14 protein-coding genes are annotated in these 15,805 nt (G+C 38.3%); 6 read left to right on the top strand and 8 right to left on the bottom strand.

What is annotated here, in order from left to right:
- Positions 1–361 precede the first annotated feature (361 nt).
- The 4 genes from QLG01_RS00925 to QLG01_RS00940 all read right to left on the bottom strand — a co-directional run bounded on the left by QLG01_RS00925 (position 362) and on the right by QLG01_RS00940 (position 4,099).
- Positions 362–526, bottom strand: coding sequence for a hypothetical protein (locus tag QLG01_RS00925; protein WP_016138934.1), 165 nt, complete (start codon positions 524–526; stop codon positions 362–364).
- Positions 527–633: 107 nt separating this feature from the next.
- Positions 634–1,638, bottom strand: a complete 1,005-nt coding sequence (locus QLG01_RS00930; protein ID WP_282495628.1) for an SUMF1/EgtB/PvdO family nonheme iron enzyme — start codon at positions 1,636–1,638, stop codon at positions 634–636.
- Positions 1,635–3,311, bottom strand: coding sequence for an arylsulfatase (locus QLG01_RS00935; protein ID WP_282495629.1), 1,677 nt, complete (start codon positions 3,309–3,311; stop codon positions 1,635–1,637). The genes QLG01_RS00930 and QLG01_RS00935 overlap by 4 nt, the downstream gene beginning before the upstream one ends.
- A gap of 170 nt (positions 3,312–3,481) precedes the next feature.
- Positions 3,482–4,099: a rhomboid family intramembrane serine protease gene (locus QLG01_RS00940; RefSeq protein ID WP_004793994.1), complete on the bottom strand. Its 618-nt coding sequence runs from the start codon at positions 4,097–4,099 to the stop codon at positions 3,482–3,484.
- 157 nt (positions 4,100–4,256) lie between these two features.
- On the opposite strand from QLG01_RS00940, the gene nfuA reads away from it, so the two are divergent.
- Both nfuA and QLG01_RS00950 read left to right on the top strand, forming a co-directional pair.
- Positions 4,257–4,895 carry a Fe-S biogenesis protein NfuA gene (nfuA, locus tag QLG01_RS00945; RefSeq protein WP_005303330.1) on the top strand — a complete coding sequence of 213 codons (639 nt, stop codon included), beginning with the start codon at positions 4,257–4,259 and terminating at the stop codon, positions 4,893–4,895.
- A 169-nt stretch (positions 4,896–5,064) separates the two neighbouring features.
- Positions 5,065–7,329, top strand: coding sequence for a TonB-dependent siderophore receptor (locus tag QLG01_RS00950; protein WP_282495630.1), 2,265 nt, complete (start codon positions 5,065–5,067; stop codon positions 7,327–7,329).
- Positions 7,330–7,352: 23 nt separating this feature from the next.
- On the opposite strand, the gene QLG01_RS00955 is transcribed toward QLG01_RS00950, so the two are convergent.
- Both QLG01_RS00955 and QLG01_RS00960 read right to left on the bottom strand, forming a co-directional pair.
- Positions 7,353–8,360 carry a hypothetical protein gene (locus QLG01_RS00955; protein ID WP_282495631.1) on the bottom strand — a complete coding sequence of 336 codons (1,008 nt, stop codon included), beginning with the start codon at positions 8,358–8,360 and terminating at the stop codon, positions 7,353–7,355.
- 26 nt (positions 8,361–8,386) lie between these two features.
- A complete protein-coding gene (locus QLG01_RS00960; protein WP_199942561.1) occupies positions 8,387–9,412 on the bottom strand; it encodes an alpha/beta hydrolase in 1,026 nt (341 codons plus the stop codon).
- Between the two features lie 285 nt (positions 9,413–9,697).
- On the opposite strand from QLG01_RS00960, the gene QLG01_RS00965 reads away from it, so the two are divergent.
- A complete protein-coding gene (locus QLG01_RS00965; protein ID WP_004793989.1) occupies positions 9,698–10,312 on the top strand; it encodes a carbonic anhydrase in 615 nt (204 codons plus the stop codon).
- 35 nt (positions 10,313–10,347) lie between these two features.
- Here QLG01_RS00965 and QLG01_RS00970 read toward each other — a convergent pair whose 3' ends face one another.
- Positions 10,348–10,971, bottom strand: coding sequence for an arylesterase (locus QLG01_RS00970; protein ID WP_013198621.1), 624 nt, complete (start codon positions 10,969–10,971; stop codon positions 10,348–10,350).
- Positions 10,972–11,015: 44 nt separating this feature from the next.
- Here QLG01_RS00970 and QLG01_RS00975 point away from each other — a divergent pair, with 44 nt between their 5' ends.
- Positions 11,016–11,708 carry an ABC transporter ATP-binding protein gene (locus tag QLG01_RS00975; protein ID WP_282495632.1) on the top strand — a complete coding sequence of 231 codons (693 nt, stop codon included), beginning with the start codon at positions 11,016–11,018 and terminating at the stop codon, positions 11,706–11,708.
- Positions 11,709–11,711: 3 nt separating this feature from the next.
- Positions 11,712–14,171, top strand: a complete 2,460-nt coding sequence (locus QLG01_RS00980; protein WP_282495633.1) for an FtsX-like permease family protein — start codon at positions 11,712–11,714, stop codon at positions 14,169–14,171.
- Between the two features lies 1 nt (position 14,172).
- Here QLG01_RS00980 and QLG01_RS00985 read toward each other — a convergent pair whose 3' ends face one another.
- On the bottom strand, positions 14,173–14,982 hold the full coding sequence (locus tag QLG01_RS00985; RefSeq protein ID WP_282495634.1) for a rhomboid family intramembrane serine protease: 810 nt from the start codon (positions 14,980–14,982) through the stop codon (positions 14,173–14,175).
- A 76-nt stretch (positions 14,983–15,058) separates the two neighbouring features.
- Here QLG01_RS00985 and mtgA point away from each other — a divergent pair, with 76 nt between their 5' ends.
- Positions 15,059–15,736, top strand: a complete 678-nt coding sequence (mtgA, locus tag QLG01_RS00990) for a monofunctional biosynthetic peptidoglycan transglycosylase (protein ID WP_004793982.1) — start codon at positions 15,059–15,061, stop codon at positions 15,734–15,736.
- Positions 15,737–15,805 lie beyond the last annotated feature (69 nt).

Here is a 15,805-nt window from a genome sequence, read left to right on the forward strand (position 1 = left end):
GACTTACGTTACATAAATGATTATTTTGTATGAAGCAAATACATCAGTTTTAACCTGAAGGTAAAATGTTCAAAATGTATCAATAATACAGATGCAGAAATGATTAAAAACTAGACTTTTTTCTTAAAGGATAAGAGAAGTCAGACGGAATAAGAAAGAATTGGGGTGAAACTAGATAGAAGACAACGTAAGATTGTCTTTTAAAAATCTTGGGGATATGGTGATTTTTTTACACCATAATTTTCTAGTTTCATCCCATCTATTTTTGGGTTGGAACCCACTATTTTTGTACTCAGCTTATCATTCAATTAAACTCTATTTCTTTAACGTAACTTCAAAATTACTTTAAGAATGAGTGTTTCTAACAGCGTCCTTTTTTAGCTTGTCCTGGTGGGCAAAAGTCTCCGGGATGATTGTGATAAGGTGAATCTGGATCAATCACAATACTACCTTCCCGTGTATGAACTGCACAGGCTGATAATGACATTGTGAAAATTGCTGCTACACAAAGAAATAATGCTTTCATCATGTTCTCACTTTTTTATCATTCTCCTTTGTACTATAGAAATATATTGATTATTTTTCGACCTACTTTTCGTTAAAAATATATTTACTAATTCTAATCAAAAGAAACTAATCAGATCTTAAAATTGTTCGAAAGCCAACGTGGGTTGCTGCTAAATCAAAGTCTTGCGGATAACGACTACTGTTTCGATAACGCGAACAATAATTTTGAGCACATAGAAAAGATCCGCCTTTAATTACATATTGTGTACTCGCAATTTGTTGTTGTCTTAAATCAGAATAATTTCCCATATGTTGGTCATGAGCACCTTGATAAGGAGAGGATGTCCATTCCCATACATTTCCAATCGTATCAAATAGTTTGAAATTATTTGCCGCAAAACATCCAACGGGTGCTATATCTTTAAAGTGATCTTGATTTAGGTTTTGAAAAGGGAATTCACCTTGCCAGTAATTTGCTTGTGGATGTTGGTGTTCATCGGTAGGCGCTTGATGTAAGGGAGTATCAGTTTTTGAATTGGCTTTAGCTGCATATTCCCATTCTAGTTCCGTTGGTAAGTCATGTCCGAGCCAGACTGCATAATGTTCAGCATCGTTTTTACTCACATATCGCACAGGCTCATTCGGATTAGCTACCGCACCATTACTGCCGTTTGGAGTTTTCCATGTATAGCCTGATTTTAGCTGCCACCATTGCTGGGGGTGATGAGGATCTGGTGAGAAAACAGCAGCCTGCTTTTGTTTTTCGGCATCGGTAATATAGCCCGTTGCTTTTACGAAGCTTGCAAACTGAGCAACAGTAACTTCAGTCTGATCAATCCAGAAACCTTTGACGTCTCGTTGTTTCTTTCCAAAATTAAGTTCATCGGGATAGGCTTGCTCAGAACCAAAATTAAAATGCCCATCGGCAATTAACACCATTCCAGCTGTAGGCTGTTTGAGCCAACCTTGAGGTAGTCCAGAGTAGTTTTTACATTTTTCAATAGAACCTAGGTCAGCTAAAGACGTTGGCTGTTGAGGCGAGGGTGCTGATTCAGAAACTTGTGAAGATTGGCTACAGCCTGTCATAAAAGACAGGCCGATTGCGGTAACTAAAAATAGTTTTAATCTCATTTGGCGTTATATTCCTGCACACCATTTTTCTCAGTATATTTTTGATAAACCGATAATAACTCTTGCACTTTTGCTGGATAAAGTTGCGCGACATTGTGCTTTTCTCCACGATCAGTGGCAATGTTATACAACTCCCAAGTCCCTGTGCCTAATTCAGGTCGCCCTTGAAGTGCGATTTTCCATTCACCTTGTTTTGCATATTTGCTGCCATGTAATTCATCGGCAAAACTAAAATTTGCAGGGCGAATGGTAGTGGTTTTATTTTCAAGTAAAGGCTTCCATGAAATCCCTGATGGCGTATTAATGGTACGACCATTGTATTGGCCTTGAGGCACTGGAATATGGGCATATTCTAATAGGGTTGGGAAAACATCGAGTACAGATGCAAAGCTATTATTGGTTTCTTCTGCTTTTTTCTGGTTCGGTAATTTCACAATAGCAGGAGCTGTGGTTGCACCTTCACCAGCTGTATCTTTCCATAAATGAAATGGTGCCGCGCTGACCTCGGCCCAACGTGGTCCAATATAGTGATATGAAGTTGGTGTTCCCACATTTGCTACAGAGTTATCAAAACCAGATTCACTACCATATCCGCCACGTACAAAACCTTCGGCACCGTTATCGGAAACAAAGAAAATTAAAGTGTTGTCATAAAGATTATTTTGTTTAAGGTATTGAATAATGCGGCCGACGTTAGTATCGAGGTTTTCTACCATGCCTGCATAGATTTCCATTTTACGGGCTTCTAAAGCCTTTTGTTCGGCTGTTAACTCATCCCATTTTCCATATTTTTGTGGGGCATTTTGAGTTGCAATTGGTTCTGCTGCCTCAAAGTTTGCAGGGATAATTCCAAGCTGTTTTTGCTTAGCAATACGTGCGTTACGAATCGCATCGTAACCGACATCATAAACTCCGCGATATTTTTCACGGTATTCAGCAGGTGCTTGAATTGGCCAGTGAGGCGCCGTATAGGCAGCATAAGCAAAGAACGGTTTACCACTATTTTTGCCTGAGTCTAAGTAGCTGAGTAATTTATCGGTAAAATAATTTGTCGAGAAAAAGTCATCAGGCAAAGCGGAAACAGGAATAACTTGACCATCTTCTGTGTAAGTTGAATTTCGTTTAAACGCACTTGGCGCTTGCTTAAAGTGGTGATCTAAACCTTGTAATAAAGTAAATGAATGATCAAAACCTTTTGCATGTGCATTTGTTTCTGGAGTTAGCCCTAAATGCCATTTACCGCTGATGTACGTGCGGTAACCATTATCTTTAAGTACTTGAGCGATAGATAAAGAGCGTTCATTTAAATATCCCTCGTAGCCTGGTTGTCCTTTCAAATGTTCTGGTGTGAGTTCAGCCATTGCCCCAATACCAGCTAAATGGTGATCAGTACCAGAAATGAGTTGAGAGCGTGTTGGAGAACAAGTCGGAGCAGTATGATAATCCGTTAAAAGGCGGCCTTCTTGAGCCAAACTATCAATATTAGGTGTATGAATTTCACCACCGAAAGCCCCTAAATCTGAATAGCCTAAGTCATCGGCCATAATGAACAAAATATTAGGCTGCTTTGGAGTACTTGCCGCAGTTTCTTGATTATCGTTGTCATTACATCCAGCTAAAGACAAGCTAAATAAAGCAATGGAAAGGCTAGATAAAATTGCTTTGTACTTCATTGTATCATCTGAATTATTAAAAGAATTGGCACGAGTTTAATCAGATGGTTTTTGCAATCAAAACAAAGAAATGATCAAAGATAATCAGAAAAAAGACTGAGAATTTATAGTGATAAATTAATGAGAAAAAAAGAAAAGCCCATAAAGGACCTTTCTTTAATTTATTTTGTTTAGAAAGGAAGGCGAGTAAGTTGGTCTAAGAAATGCGGAATAACTTTGGGTTCAAGTAAAATTGTTACGATGATTCCGTAAGCCGCACCCCATAAATGAGCACTATGATTAATATGGGTATTACCACGCTTACCAGCCCAAATACTGTATGCCACATATAAAATTGCAAAAATAATAGCGGGTACAGGAATGAAAAATACGAAAATGAGCTTCCACGGCTGGAATAAGATATAAGCAAATAACACTGCTGAAACAGCACCTGAGGCGCCTAGGCTGGCCCAATTCGCATCATTTTTATGCTGTAAATAGCTCGGTAAAATCGCGAAGATTAAGCCACCTAAATAGAACAACACAAAACCCATGTCGTAGAAATATTGGCGATAAAAACTTTCAATAATACTGCCAAAGAAGAACAGGGTAATCATGTTGAAAAGTAGATGTGTTCCATCGGCATGGATAAAGCCGTGGGTAATGAAGCGATCAATCTGTCCACGTTGCATTGCAGGTGGCCAAAAAATCAGCCGGTTCATCACGTTTTGGTTGCTAAAAGCAATTAAAGAGATAATGACCGTAATAATAATAAGAGTAACTGTATGGTTAAATGGCAAATGCAACATAAGAAATATTTAAAAAATGATCAATACTGGCTCAATAATGCCATTAAAAACTTAAGTTGAAACCCTGTTGTGTATAAATCCGACAAATTTAGTTGATTTTTTTTAAATCCACCTCATCTTCGGTTAATATAAAGGCATCAGCTTGAGGAATATTGTTATGTCGACTGAGAACACCAACACTGCTGTTGCAGAAGAAATTCCAAACCTTTTGATTACACCATCTGCACAAGAGTATTTGCACGATTTATTAACGAAGCAAAATACTCCGGGAATTGGCGTTCGAATTTTTGTTGAGCATCCGGGTACGCCACGTGCCGAATGTTGTATGGCATATAGTGCGCCAGAAGAAGTGATCCCAACAGATTATAAACAGGACTATCCTGATTTTCCTGCGTATATTGATGCACCATCTATTCCATATCTTTTAGATGCTGTAATTGATTACAACAAGGACCGTTTTGGTGGTCAGCTCACTTTCCGTGCACCAAATTCTAAGGTTCCACGTGTTGGTCCAGATGCATCAATTGAAGAACGTATTACTTACATTCTTCAAGCAGAAATTAACCCAGGTCTTGCAGGGCATGGTGGAAATTGTAGCTTGGTAGAAGTACAAGATGATCCAGAACATGGTTTAACTGCTGTATTGAAATTCGGTGGTGGTTGCCAAGGTTGTTCTGCAATTGACGTTACCTTGAAACAGGGCGTTGAAACTACTTTAAAAGAGCAGATTCCTGAGCTTCAACGTGTGGTTGACCAAACTGACCATACGCAAGCAGAAGGTGCTTATTTCAAATAATTAAATTATTTGAAAAGTGACATAAAAAAGCCTCGCAATGAGGTTTTTTTATTATTCAATATAAATAATGATAATTATTATCAATATCATTTGTAATTTTATTTAGATTTGTTACAATGCCGAACTTAAAATGAGAGATGTTTAATAAATCAATATATTGGGAATACTTATGTCGAAGCGTATTATCCAGTCAGTGCTTTCTGTTTCAGTACTGGCAAGTATGATGTCTATGGCTTATGCTGCACAAAATGAGCAAGAACAAGCTGAACAAGCATTAGAAAAGCCTGCTGAACCTGTTAAATTGGAAACAATTTTCGTAACTGCTGAAGAGCAAGTAAAGCAATCGCTCGGTGTGTCGGTTATTACCAAAGAAGATTTAGAAAAACTACCAGTTCGTAATGATATTTCTGACTATGTACGCCGTATGCCGGGTGTTAATTTAACAGGCAATAGTGCAACGGGGCAGCGTGGCAATAATAGACAAATTGATATTCGTGGAATGGGGCCTGAAAACACGCTCATTTTAGTGGATGGAAAACCAATTAACTCTCGTAATTCAGTTCGTTATGGCTGGAAAGGAGAGCGTGATACACGAGGTGATTCAAACTGGGTTCCAGCAGAAGCAATCGAATCGATTGAGGTTTTACGTGGACCAGCCGCAGCTCGTTATGGTTCGGGTGCAGCAGGTGGTGTGGTTAACATCATTACTAAAAAAGTGACGAATGAAACCCATGGCTCAGTAGAGTTTTATACTTCACAACCTGAAGATTCTAAAGAAGGTGCATCAAATCGTGTTGGCTTTAATGTAAGTGGGCCATTGATTAAAGACGTTTTGTCTTATCGTTTATATGGTAATTACAATAAAACAGAAGCTGACGATGTCGATATTAATAAATCAATAGGCAGTACCGCAGCTGGCCGTGAAGGCGTTAAAAATAAAGATATTTCAGGCCGTTTAGCTTGGCAGGCAACAGATCAACAAACTGTCTTAATTGATGTCTCTTCTAGCAAACAGGGTAATATTTATTCTGGTGATTCTCAGTTAAATGCAAATGCTGAAGCGGATGCGATTCTTTCAGAACTTATTGGTAAAGAAACCAATACCATGTACCGCGATAGTTATGCATTAACGCATGAAGGGGATTGGTCTTGGGGTAAAAGTAAGTTAGTTGCTCAATATGATAAAACTCACAATAAACGTCTTCCTGAAGGTCTGGGCGGCAGCACAGAAGGAAAAATTAATAATCTGGATGACAAAGCAACTTCACGCTTAGAAACTCTTCGGTTAAATGGTGAAGCCAATATTCCTTTTGAATATTATGTACCACACGTATTAACACTCGGTACTGAATGGGTTGAAGACAGATTTAAAGATAATATTTCGACAAATCAGGGAGCAGACAGCAGCGGTTCAGGTTACGGCGATCAATTAGCTAAAGGCAATCGCAGTAAAATGGAATCACGTATTGCTTCTGCATATATCGAAGATAACTTAAAACTTACCGACAGCACTGATGCCGTAATAGGTTTGCGTTTCGATGATCACAGCAAATCTGGTTCTAACTGGAGCCCAAGCTTAAACATTACTCAAAGACTCAATGATTATTTCACTTTAAAAGGTGGGGTAGCAAAAGCGTATAAAGCACCAAACATGTATCAAAATGCCGAAGGATACTTACTCAGTACGAACGGCAATGGTTGCCCGGCCAATATTGAGTCACGGTGCTTGTTGCAAGGTAATGGTGATTTAAAACCAGAAACTTCGATAAACAAAGAGCTTGGTATCCAGTTCCAAAAAGATATTGTAAATGCGAGCTTAACTTGGTTCCGCAATGATTATAAAGATAAGATTGTGGCGGGTACGAATGTTGTTGGAACAGTTGATGGTTCAAGCACCAATGCAAATACAGGAGCTGTGACCAATACCAAGTGGAATATCTTACGCTGGGAAAATACGCCTAAAGCATTAATTCAAGGTTTTGAAGGAAGTTTGGGACTAGACTTTGGCGATATTCGTTGGACCAATAACTTTACTTACATGATGGACTCGAAAGATAAGCAAACGGGTAACCCATTATCTTTAGTTCCAAATTATACGATTAACTCAATTTTTGATTACGACATTACAGATCAGTTAGATGTGAATTTTGTATTTACTCAATATGGCCGTCAAAAATCTCGTCAGTTTGCTGAAAATAGACTCGAATCGGGCATTGGTTCAGGTGGAACAAATTCTGCGATTAAGCCAAGTACTGTAAAAAGCTATAGCACCGCTGGTATTAATGTTGGTTATAAAATTTCAGATAATATAAGTACGCGTGTTGGCGTAAGTAACTTGTTTGATAAACAAATTTTAAGAGACAGTAATTCGATCAGCCAAACCTACAATGAGCCAGGCCGAGCTTATTACGCTTCTTTAAAATATTCTTTCTAATCAAGACAAATAACAAAGGCGCTTTAAGCGCCTTTGTTGTTGATAATATTTAATGCTTTTTCAGAATAATAAAATTTCTCTAGGTAAACACGGGCGCGGCGTCTTAAATGTCCCGTTATAACTAATTGCTGTAATACAGGCACAAGTAACTGAGTCAGTTCATGTTGAATTAAACTTTCATTAATATTGAGATCATGCAGTAGCAAGTCAAAATTACGTTCCTGATTTCGAACATACCATGTGTAAATACCATCATGGACTTGTTGTTTCAGGTAATCAGTTTGACGCATGTGATCCCAAATCTCGTGTCCTAAACCTACAGTTTTTGATAAATCTTGAACTTCTACATAGTTTTTTAAAACAGAAAGTGGCATAGATTTAATTTTATGCCAAACATTTGCCTGAAAATGATAGAGCTTGTCATTGTCAAAATGTTGGTTTAAAACGCGCTCACTCATTTGGCTCAGTTTTAAAATATTCTTTTGCAAATAATGATTAATCGTGTCGTCTAGATTTGAATCAGTCACTGTTTCTAGAACAGATTTCCCCATTTTCATAAAACGGCCTACACCCGGCACACGTTTTGACATTGATTCATCTAAGTAATCATGCATTGTTTGTTGAATCAATTGAGTCAAGAGTGCTGAAAATGCAGGATTATTCACAATCGTTTTAATGATTTTTTTACGATGCTCTTCTTTACTTGCAACGTATTGCGCAATTCCATCAATTGTTAAAACAGGAATAACATCTTCAATTGTTGTATTTTCATTGGCTGGATGAATAAGTGCAAAGCGAATATGTTCTGCAATTTGTTCAAGCAAAAAATCAGAAGCAGGAGTTTCTAGAATCTGTTTTTGAATGAGCTGCTGAATTTGTTCAAAGGTCCAGAGGTGTTGTAGTTGCCGACTACCCAACCAATGATAAAATTGCTCAAATTCTTGTTGGATAACATGAGGCTGAGCAAATTCCTCATCTAAAAAATCAAGATGAGCTTCAATGAGTTTTTCTATAAGCGGTTGGGTAGACATAAGGTCTCACAAGTCCGAAGTTTTATTTAAGGTGTAGTCGTTTTTAAAGACTGATTTGTTTCTACTTTAAGTAAAAACGGTACATATTGTTGAATAACCAGTTGCTCAGCTTCCAATATTGGCATATGGCCGACATTCTCTAAAATAACCGGAGGCTGGGCATTCTTTAAAAGTCGTTTTAGTTCACTTGCTACTTCTACGTTAATAATCTTATCTTGCTTACCCCATAAAATCAGTGTTGGCGCATCGATTGTCTTGGTGAGCACTGCAAATGAATCTGGCGTGTAGACTTTATTGAGTGCAATAAGCTGATCAACCAGTTTTTGTGTTTGAGGCGCCTGATTAATCATGAGCTTTTCTTGAGCTTGAAGGAACTCTTTAGGAATAAATGGAGGATTAAACATGGTTTGCTTTAACAAATAGTTAAAGTCACCTTTTTTAGATACTAAAAGTTGTTTTAAGTAGGCTGGATCTTTTAGATAAATTGTATTTGCAGAGCGGAAAATACCGCCACTATCAACTAAGAATAGACTTTTGGTTTCAAATGGATATTGCCCAGCATAGAGTAGGGCAATCGAACCACCAAGTGAGTGGCCAGCAATGTGAATTGGACCTTTTAAATTTGCAGCTTCAACAAATCGACGTAACTTTTCGGCAAGATTAGGTACTGAGTAGTCGAAATCCTGTGCAACTATGGTTTCACCACTACCCGGTAAGTCTGGAATAATAACGTGATAATTTGCTGTGAGATAACGCGCAACTCGGTTCCAGTTATCACGACTCCCTCCTAATCCATGAATAAGGAGCAACGTCGGTTTAGCCGTAGAACCACCTTCACTATATGACCATGTAACCTCACCAACTTTTAAACTTTTACTTTGTAAACCTGCCCAACTGCGCTCTTGCTGTAAAATATTCTGAAAGTTTATATCTATGGTATCAGCTGCTTGCGTCTGAAAAACACCTGTTATTGTTGTAAGGCTACAAGCCAAGGCAAGTGCCATAGCTGTTTTCTTTATGGTTGTTTTGGTTGATACAAACAGCGTCGTCATAAGATTTCATCCTTGAGGCATAAGCGAGTTTGAAAATTATTGAAAAACTTTGCCAATGAGTCATTTGCTAAATGATCAAAAGGAGAAAAATTATAGTCAATCCGAGAACCAAAGTATGTCTATTTTTTCGCTAAACAGTAAGGAATTTGCGATAAACATTACATTCAAATAGAGATCGTATTTTTAAATTTTCTCATGGAAAATGATTTAATTTTTTGTCAGTGACATTCAAATTTTGACACATTAAAATGATTTCCAACCTTGAAAAAACAATGGAAATATAAAATGCCTACCGCGCAAGAAGTTTTAGATCGTCTGAAAGCTGGTAATCAACGATTTGTAAATGGAAATAGTTCCCTTGCAAAAACCTTATCGCATCATGAACGCGCTGAAATGGCAAAGGATCAAAATCCGTTTGCGATTGTATTAGGTTGTTCAGATTCACGTGTTCCAGCAGAAATGGTATTTGATCAAGGTCTTGGTGACTTATTCGTAATCCGTGTTGCTGGTAATGTGGTTGCTCCTTCACAAGTCGGTAGTGTTGAGTTCGCGGCAGAACGCTATGACTGTCCAGTTGTTGTTGTATTAGGACATAGTCATTGTGGCGCTATTCAGGCGACAATTGATACGTTAATGAATCCTGATCACCCGCCATCATCTAACTTAATGTCGATTGTGAACCGTGTTCGTCCGTCAGTTGAAATTTTAATGCAGACTGATTTAAAAAATGATTTGAAAAAACTTTCATGTCATGCGGTACGTTCAAACGTTTTTGCTTCGGTAAATCAATTACGTCATGGTTCGGCTGTATTGGAGAGCCTGATTGCGAAAGGTGAGTTGATTGTTGTTGGTGCAGAATATTCGCTAGAAACTGGTGAAGTAACCTTTTTTGATTTCTGATTATATTAAAAATAATGCTTAAAGATAAAAGGTGCCTACAGGGCACCTTTTATATATGGATAAGCTAAATTAAGTAATTTTGACTGTGCTTGAGCATTGGGATGAATCAAGTCATTTTGCATAAGCTGTTTTTGACCTGCGACTCCATCAAGAAAAAACGGTAGCAATTTCACCTGATATTTTTGGCTGACAACTTTATAGTTATTTTCAAAAGCTTTGCTATACGCAGCCCCATAATTTGGCGGAATTTTCATGCCAAAAAGAATAACTTGAGCTTTTTGTTTTTGGCTTAATTGGATGAGCTGATCCAGATTTTTTTGAATCATTTGAGGTGGTTGACCACGTAAGCCATCATTTCCGCCTAATTCAATCACGACCACATTGGGCTTATAAGTCTGTAATAGCTTAGGTAATCGGGCTAAAGCGCCGCTGGTTGTTTCTCCGCTAACACTTGCATTGACCACTTTGTGTTGTTTGGGATACTGTTGGTCTAAGCGTTTTTGCAGTAATTGTACCCAACCTTGTTTGGGATCAATTCCGTAACCGGCACTAATACTATCTCCTAAAATTAAAATAGTTTTCGCCGATACAAGCATAGGCAGCATACTTAATGAGATGAGCATGATGCTTTTAGAACCAATCAAAAAAGATTTATACATTTGTACTTCGACCCTGATTCTGAATACATAGGACTTTTTACATCATGCCACAACCCATCATTGCTGCCCATCAAGTTACACAAACTATTCAGATTAACCAAAATCAGTTTACGATTTTAAAAGATATCGATTTAGAGATTTTTGAAGGGGAGCAGGTGGCAATTACTGGGCGTTCTGGCTCAGGTAAATCGACCTTACTAGGAATTTTGGCAACTTTAGATCAACCGTCTGAAGGCGAAGTTTGGTTGTGTGGTCAAGCTGTTCATCAATTAACAGAGGAGCAACGCGCCCAAATCAGAATGCAGCATATTGGTTTCGTATTTCAGTCTTTTCAACTTTTACCTCAGTTAAGTGCGCTTGAAAATGTAATGTTGCCCTTACGATTACGTAAAGATTTTGATTATAAAACCGCAGAGAAAAAAGCTTTAGATTGGTTGCATCGAGTAGGTCTTAGTCGTCAAGTTGAACAAACACCTAAAGTCTTATCTGGAGGGGAGCAACAACGCGTGGCGATTGCACGAGCTCTTATTGCACAACCACAAATTATTTTTGCGGATGAACCTACCGGAAACTTAGATGGCCAGACAGCACAAGAAATTGAAAGTTTGCTTTTTGATTTAAACCGAGAGTTAGGTACGACTCTGATCTTAGTGACTCATGATCGTAATTTAGCAGCCCTTTGTCAGCGTCATGTTGAGTTAGATGATGGCCGACTAAAGACAGTACAGGGTGGTTAAATTATGCGTAATCTTCTCAAACCACTTTTGCTACAAAGTTTTCGTACGGGTGGATTATATCTGCTGATTATTGCTTTATCGCTTGCGATTAGTGCGACCACAGCCCTGAAATTTAGTAATGACCAAGTGAAGAATGCAGTCAGTCTGCAAGCCTCGCAAATGCTGGGTGCAGATTTAGTTCTGTCGAATAACGAGCCTATCGAACAGCTGTGGAAAAAAAGAGCAGAACAGCTTGGTTTAAAGCAAACTAATGTCACTCTATTTAGTTCTATGGCTCATACACAAGATCAGTTTGTCATGGTCAATGTAAAAGCAATAGAACCTGCATTTCCACTTAGAGGACAGCTTGAAATTGCGCCAAAAACTCAAGCGATTCAGTCTGGTCAAGTTTGGCTAAGTCAAAGAGCTGCGGACTTATTAAAAGTAAAAAGAGGAGATATTGTTTCTATTGCTGACGGTACCTTCCGTTTTAGCGGCGTGATTGTGCGTGATTCAAATCAAGAACTCGGTTTTTCAGGTTTTTCTCCAACAGTTATTATTCATCAAGCCGATATTGCTAAAACACATGCAATTCAAACTGGCAGTAGAATCGATTATCGACTGTTAATGTCTGGTAACCTTGAACAAGTTCAGGCATTTTCAAAGCAATTTAAGCAACAGCATCAACCTTCTAAAGAACCAGATGAAACGGCAGGTTTGCGTTTACGTGATGCGAGTGAATCAAATAGTCGGTTATTACGCCCGCTTGAAAACCTAGATACCTTTTTGCAACTGGCCAATATTTTAACGATTTTGTTGTGTGGGATTGCCATCGCTTTAACGAGTCAAAGATATGTTCAGCAAAACCAAGATCATATTGCACTTCTTAGATGCTTAGGCGCTAGTAAGTTCCAAATTTTATGGGCCTATATTGGATTGCTTTGTATTGTCAGTGCGATTTCAATTGTGATGGGAAGCCTTTTAGGGTTGATAATGGGTTATGGCCTGCTGCAACTTATGCTGCAATTGATTCCTCAATTAGAGTTAAGTTTTTCGCTAATACCACTTTTACTTGGGCCTTTACCAATCGCTATTTTTACGAGTGTGATTGTGCTGCTCGGTTTTATTTTGCCAAGCATTTGGGAGCTTTTAAATACACCTCCAATTCGGGTGATTCGGGAAGAAGCCAAATCTCGAAAATCATTATTCTTTATGTTTTTTGCTGGCATTAGCAGTCTGATTGTTTTTAGTTTGGTGTTGAGTGAAAACTTGATGCTCAGCATTATGGTTTTGGCTGCAATTATTGTTCTTTGTATTTTGTTGTATACCGTTGTTTGGCTCGTGCTTCGTAGTTTAAAAAAGATGAAAAATCGTTTGTCTTTTTATATTCGTTCACCCTCACAAATTGCCTTACAAATTACTGCACTGGCTTTAGGCTTAAGCCTTATTACAGTATTAAGCGTATTAAGAACAGATTTATTACAGCGTTGGCAGCAACAGCTTCCTGAAGGGACCCCGAATCAATTTGTATATGGTTTACCTCCATTCGATTTAAAACCTTTTGAGCAACAGTTAAAGCAACATGGTTGGCAAAGCACGCCGTTATATCCAAATATCCGAGGCCGACTGGTAGCAAAGAATGATGTACCTTTTTCAGAAGAAGCCATAAAACAAAATAACTCTTTGCGTCGTGAATTGAATTTAACGCAATCAAATCAATTGCCGAATGACAACGCAATTACAAAAGGACAAGCTCAGTTTAATGGCGTGGGGCAAGTTTCAGTTGAAAGTAAAACTGCCGAAAGTTTAGGAATCCAAATTGGAGACAAGCTGACCTTTAGCCTGCCCGAAGGTACATTACAAGCCAAAGTGGTGAATTTCCGGAGCGTAGAGTGGGAAAGCTTTAGCCCTAACTTTTTCTTTATTTTTTCACCTAAAACTTTAGATGAAAATGCTGGAAGTTATTTAGGGAGTTTTTATGTACCTAAGCAAGATCAACCTAAAATGATCAATATTATTCAGCAGTTCTCAAATACAGTTTTTATTGATGTTGATCGAATTTTAGATGAAGTAAAACGCTTAATGAATGTCTTGGTCAAAATAGTGACTGTACTGGCAGCGTTAGTTGGTTTTTCAGGTGTATTAGTACTGATTGCATGTTTAAACCTATTAATGGATGAAAGGCGCCGTGAGGTTGCTTTACTACGCTCATTTGGTTTATCTAAAAATAAAATGAAGCAGATGCTCAGTTTTGAAATTGGTTTTTTAGGATTGTTAGCAGGCATAGTAGCCTGCTGTTTTGCAGAAGTGATTAGTGCGATTGCTAGTTATAAAATGAATATGGCAATACAGTGGCATTTTGAAATATGGCTGATTTTACCTCTTGGCATGATGCTGATCTGTGCATTGATTGGTCGTTATCGACTCGGTTATCTTTGCAACTTACCACCTTTACAAAGCTTAAGAGAATTAAATCAGCTTTAACTTAAGGGATAATTCCAGGATTTTGGATGATGATTTCATGCCATAGCGGAAGTAAAGGTGAGTTGAGTTGTACACAGTACATATAAAAACCACCCGTAATGATTACTGCGCCTAATAAGCCTAAAATCTTGAGCACACTTTTAAACTTACTGACGTAGCTTAAGTACCACATCAGTGCAAGGAATGCTCCAATAACCATGCCGCCAATATGTGCGGCATTATTAATACCAGTTGCGACAAAACCAAAAATAAGGTTGATTGCCATAATCATTAATAATGCTTTTTTATCGAGTATGTAGGCTTGATGCGGAACTGGTGGAAATAAGGAAAGTACTGTTAACGCAGCACCTAATCCCATTACGGCGCCTGAAGCACCTGCACTGACATGGGGAAGTAAGCTCTGGTCGAAATGTTGCAGTAATTCATGTCCATTTTGAATGGTCATATAACTACTTAAAAGGCTCCCGAATAAACCAGCAAGTAAATACATGCCTATAAAATAAAAGCGACCAAATAGTGACTCGGCAACATTACCGAAAATATATAAGGCCCACATGTTGAGCATGAGATGGACTAAACCAAAATGAAAAAACATGCTGGTAAATAGCCGTTCAGGCTGCCCAGAAAAAGTAAGTGGTGTAAAATCAGCTCCCCAATGAATAGCATCTTTCATGGCTGGGTCACTAATATCGACGCCAGATAGAATTTGCCAGACAAACAAACCTACATTGATTGCGATGAGCAGGGCGGTCAGCCACCAAGTTTGTACATTGAGTTTACGATTAATGTGCGGAGGCTGATATTGAGTCATGCTATGCTTTTGTTATATATGAACATGCTTTACAGCTTAACATGAAAAAAGTTGAATACAGGAGATCAGGACGAACATGAAAGCTTTTATTGTTCGCGTGTTGTTAATTTTTATTGGGGCGATTCTCCTTATTCAACTTTGGATTTTTTCGAGTTTGGTCTGGTGGCGGACACATGAAGTGGATACGACCATGTTCATGCGAATTGATTATTGGTCTGATACATCAGAGCCAATTGTCCATCAGTGGCTGGACTATGATGATATTAGCGACAATTTCAAACATGCAATTTTAGCGGGCGAAGATGCAAAGTTTATCCATCATCATGGCTTTGACTGGCAAGGTATCCGTTTTGCCCTTGAGCGAAATAATGAAGAGGGTGAAGTAGTTGCGGGTGGTTCTACCGTGTCTCAACAGCTTGCAAAGAACTTGTTTTTATACAACAAACGTTCATTTATTCGTAAAGGCCAAGAAACGGTCGCGACTTGGATGATGGAGCGGATGTGGTCAAAACGCCGAATTCTTGAGGTGTATATGAACTCGGTTGAATTCGGCAAAAATTTGTATGGTGTTGAAGCAGCCGCTCATCATTATTATGGTAAAAGTGCTAAAAGCTTAACGCGTGAACAAGCCGCATTCTTAGCTGCATTATTGCCTGATCCGAAATATTATCAAGATCACCGTAACGATCATAAACTACAATATAGAAAACGCGTTATTTTACGTTATATGAATAGCACCCAGATTCCTGAATAAAGCTGTTTTAAAGATGTGTAAATTTTTTAGTTTTTACCAAATTGTCATATTTTTGCAGCATACTGGTTT

The organism is Acinetobacter sp. V89_4 (assembly GCF_029967875.1).
GTDB lineage: Bacteria > Pseudomonadota > Gammaproteobacteria > Pseudomonadales > Moraxellaceae > Acinetobacter > Acinetobacter oleivorans.

Bases quoted from the DNA above. Each gene is read 5' to 3' on its own strand.
- nfuA (WP_005303330.1), top strand. From the start codon at position 4,257: ATGTCGACTGAGAACACCAACACTGCTGTTGCAGAAGAAATTCCAAAC.
- QLG01_RS00925 (WP_016138934.1), bottom strand. From the start codon at position 526: ATGAAAGCATTATTTCTTTGTGTAGCAGCAATTTTCACAATGTCATTA.
- QLG01_RS00965 (WP_004793989.1), top strand. From the start codon at position 9,698: ATGCCTACCGCGCAAGAAGTTTTAGATCGTCTGAAAGCTGGTAATCAA.
- QLG01_RS00985 (WP_282495634.1), bottom strand. From the start codon at position 14,982: ATGACTCAATATCAGCCTCCGCACATTAATCGTAAACTCAATGTACAA.
- QLG01_RS00980 (WP_282495633.1), top strand. From the start codon at position 11,712: ATGCGTAATCTTCTCAAACCACTTTTGCTACAAAGTTTTCGTACGGGT.
- QLG01_RS00935 (WP_282495629.1), bottom strand. From the start codon at position 3,311: ATGAAGTACAAAGCAATTTTATCTAGCCTTTCCATTGCTTTATTTAGC.
- QLG01_RS00960 (WP_199942561.1), bottom strand. From the start codon at position 9,412: ATGACGACGCTGTTTGTATCAACCAAAACAACCATAAAGAAAACAGCT.
- QLG01_RS00940 (WP_004793994.1), bottom strand. From the start codon at position 4,099: ATGTTGCATTTGCCATTTAACCATACAGTTACTCTTATTATTATTACG.
- QLG01_RS00975 (WP_282495632.1), top strand. From the start codon at position 11,016: ATGCCACAACCCATCATTGCTGCCCATCAAGTTACACAAACTATTCAG.
- QLG01_RS00930 (WP_282495628.1), bottom strand. From the start codon at position 1,638: ATGAGATTAAAACTATTTTTAGTTACCGCAATCGGCCTGTCTTTTATG.
- QLG01_RS00950 (WP_282495630.1), top strand. From the start codon at position 5,065: ATGTCGAAGCGTATTATCCAGTCAGTGCTTTCTGTTTCAGTACTGGCA.
- QLG01_RS00955 (WP_282495631.1), bottom strand. From the start codon at position 8,360: ATGTCTACCCAACCGCTTATAGAAAAACTCATTGAAGCTCATCTTGAT.
- mtgA (WP_004793982.1), top strand. From the start codon at position 15,059: ATGAAAGCTTTTATTGTTCGCGTGTTGTTAATTTTTATTGGGGCGATT.
- QLG01_RS00970 (WP_013198621.1), bottom strand. From the start codon at position 10,971: ATGTATAAATCTTTTTTGATTGGTTCTAAAAGCATCATGCTCATCTCA.